Raw genomic sequence first — 1,512 nt, 5'->3', positions numbered from 1 at the left:
GCAATGGCTGGCTCTTGAGCCACACCGCGTGCACCGGCAGCACCAGGCCATTTTCGATGTTGCGAAAATTCAGCCTTTTCAAACGTTCCGTGTCCAGCCACGGCTGCACCACCGACAGCGGAAAATTACCCCAACCCAACCCCGCTTCGACCATCTCCATTGCCGTCTCGAGATTGTCCGTACGCCAGTAAGACTCAGCCACCAACGGCCGCGTCTCGCTGATCGGCAAGTCACGGCTGGCGACGATGATCTGCCGCACCTGCACCAGATCTTCAAGAAACACATCCCGCCCCTGCAACAACGGGCTGTCCGCCGCCAGCGTGGCGATCATCCGTTCGCTGCCGACAAACTGGAACCGCTCCAGCGCATTCACGCTCAAACCGGCGAACGCCAGGCACACCCTGACCCGGCCACTGTGCAACATCGCCAGCACATCATCCTGCGGCGCAGTCTGCACTTCGATGTCGAGCAACGGATGCCGCTCGGCAATCACCTTGATCGCTGCCAGCAAGCGCCGCCGATCAACGTCCGCAACCACGCCGATCGACAACCTGCTTTCCAGTCCCAACGACAGCTCCACCGCGTGCACTTGCAGCTGCTTGAGCTGCTCGGCGATCAGTCGCGCGTGGGGCACCAGCGACTGCGCCATCGCCGTGGGTTGCGGCTCGCGATGGCTGCGGTCGAACAACGGGTAACCGAGTTCCGCTTCAAGATTGGCAATGCCCATGCTCACCGCGGAGGGCACCTTGCCCAACTGCCGCGCGGCAGCGGAGAACGAGCCGCGTTCGATCACCGCGAGAAACAATTCGATGCTGTCGCTGCTGAAATTCAAATGCCTCACCTATCAATAAAACTGAAAGCTTCCGACTTTTTCTGTCAGGTCTATTGAAGCTATCTTTCGCCGCCTTCGCCAGCCCTGCTGGCCAACATTCGGCAAGAAAGAGGCAAATCTGCATGCAAGGCGTGAAACGCAAACTGGTCTACGTGTCGCTCTACGAAGTGATCGGCATGACCTTCTCGGCACTTGGTCTGGCACTGTTATCGGGCACATCGCCGGGCAGCACCGGGCCGCTGGCGGTGATCATCACCAGCATCGCCGTGACCTGGAATTTCATTTACACCTCGTTGTTCGAGCGCTGGGAAAGTCGCCAGGTCTCGCGCACCCGTACGGTCAAACGACGTATCGCCCACGCCGTCGGCTTTCAACTGACGCTGATCGTGTTTCTGATTCCGTTGATCGCGTGGTGGATGAACATCAGTCTGGTGCAGGCGTTCCTGCTGGATCTGGCACTGATCATTTTCATCCCGTGCTACACCTTCGTGTTCAACTGGCTGTTCGACCGGATCTTCGGCCTGCCGAGCTCGGCGTTGCCGGATTCTGCCGCTGCGACATAAATCGCTAATTCGTAAGCAGATATTGCGAGAAATCAGCGGTTCAACCTGTTAAACCGCCGACATTCACAATCCGCAAACACCGATAGCAGGCTAAGCTTTTCCATCAATAAAAAATGG

Annotated in this window: 2 protein-coding genes; one reads left to right on the top strand and one right to left on the bottom strand. The window is 58.1% G+C overall.

The window, feature by feature from the left end; genetic code table 11:
* Positions 1-832: LysR family transcriptional regulator (locus OQK_RS00585; protein WP_016770656.1), on the bottom strand; the 832-nt coding region annotated here is incomplete at its 3' end.
* A 122-nt stretch (positions 833-954) separates the two neighbouring features.
* Between OQK_RS00585 and OQK_RS00580 the strand changes: the two genes are divergently transcribed.
* A complete protein-coding gene (locus tag OQK_RS00580; RefSeq protein ID WP_016770655.1) occupies positions 955-1,395 on the top strand; it encodes a PACE efflux transporter in 441 nt (146 codons plus the stop codon).
* Positions 1,396-1,512 lie beyond the last annotated feature (117 nt).

It is taken from the genome of Pseudomonas sp. R62 (assembly GCF_000257605.1).
GTDB classification, from domain to species: domain Bacteria; phylum Pseudomonadota; class Gammaproteobacteria; order Pseudomonadales; family Pseudomonadaceae; genus Aquipseudomonas; species Aquipseudomonas atacamensis.
Note: the sequence above shows the minus strand (reverse complement) of the source record. Positions and strands in the feature narration are given on the sequence as shown.

Excerpts from the sequence above, each read along its gene's own strand:
- OQK_RS00580 (WP_016770655.1), top strand. The coding sequence starts at position 955 with ATGCAAGGCGTGAAACGCAAACTGGTCTACGTGTCGCTCTACGAAGTG.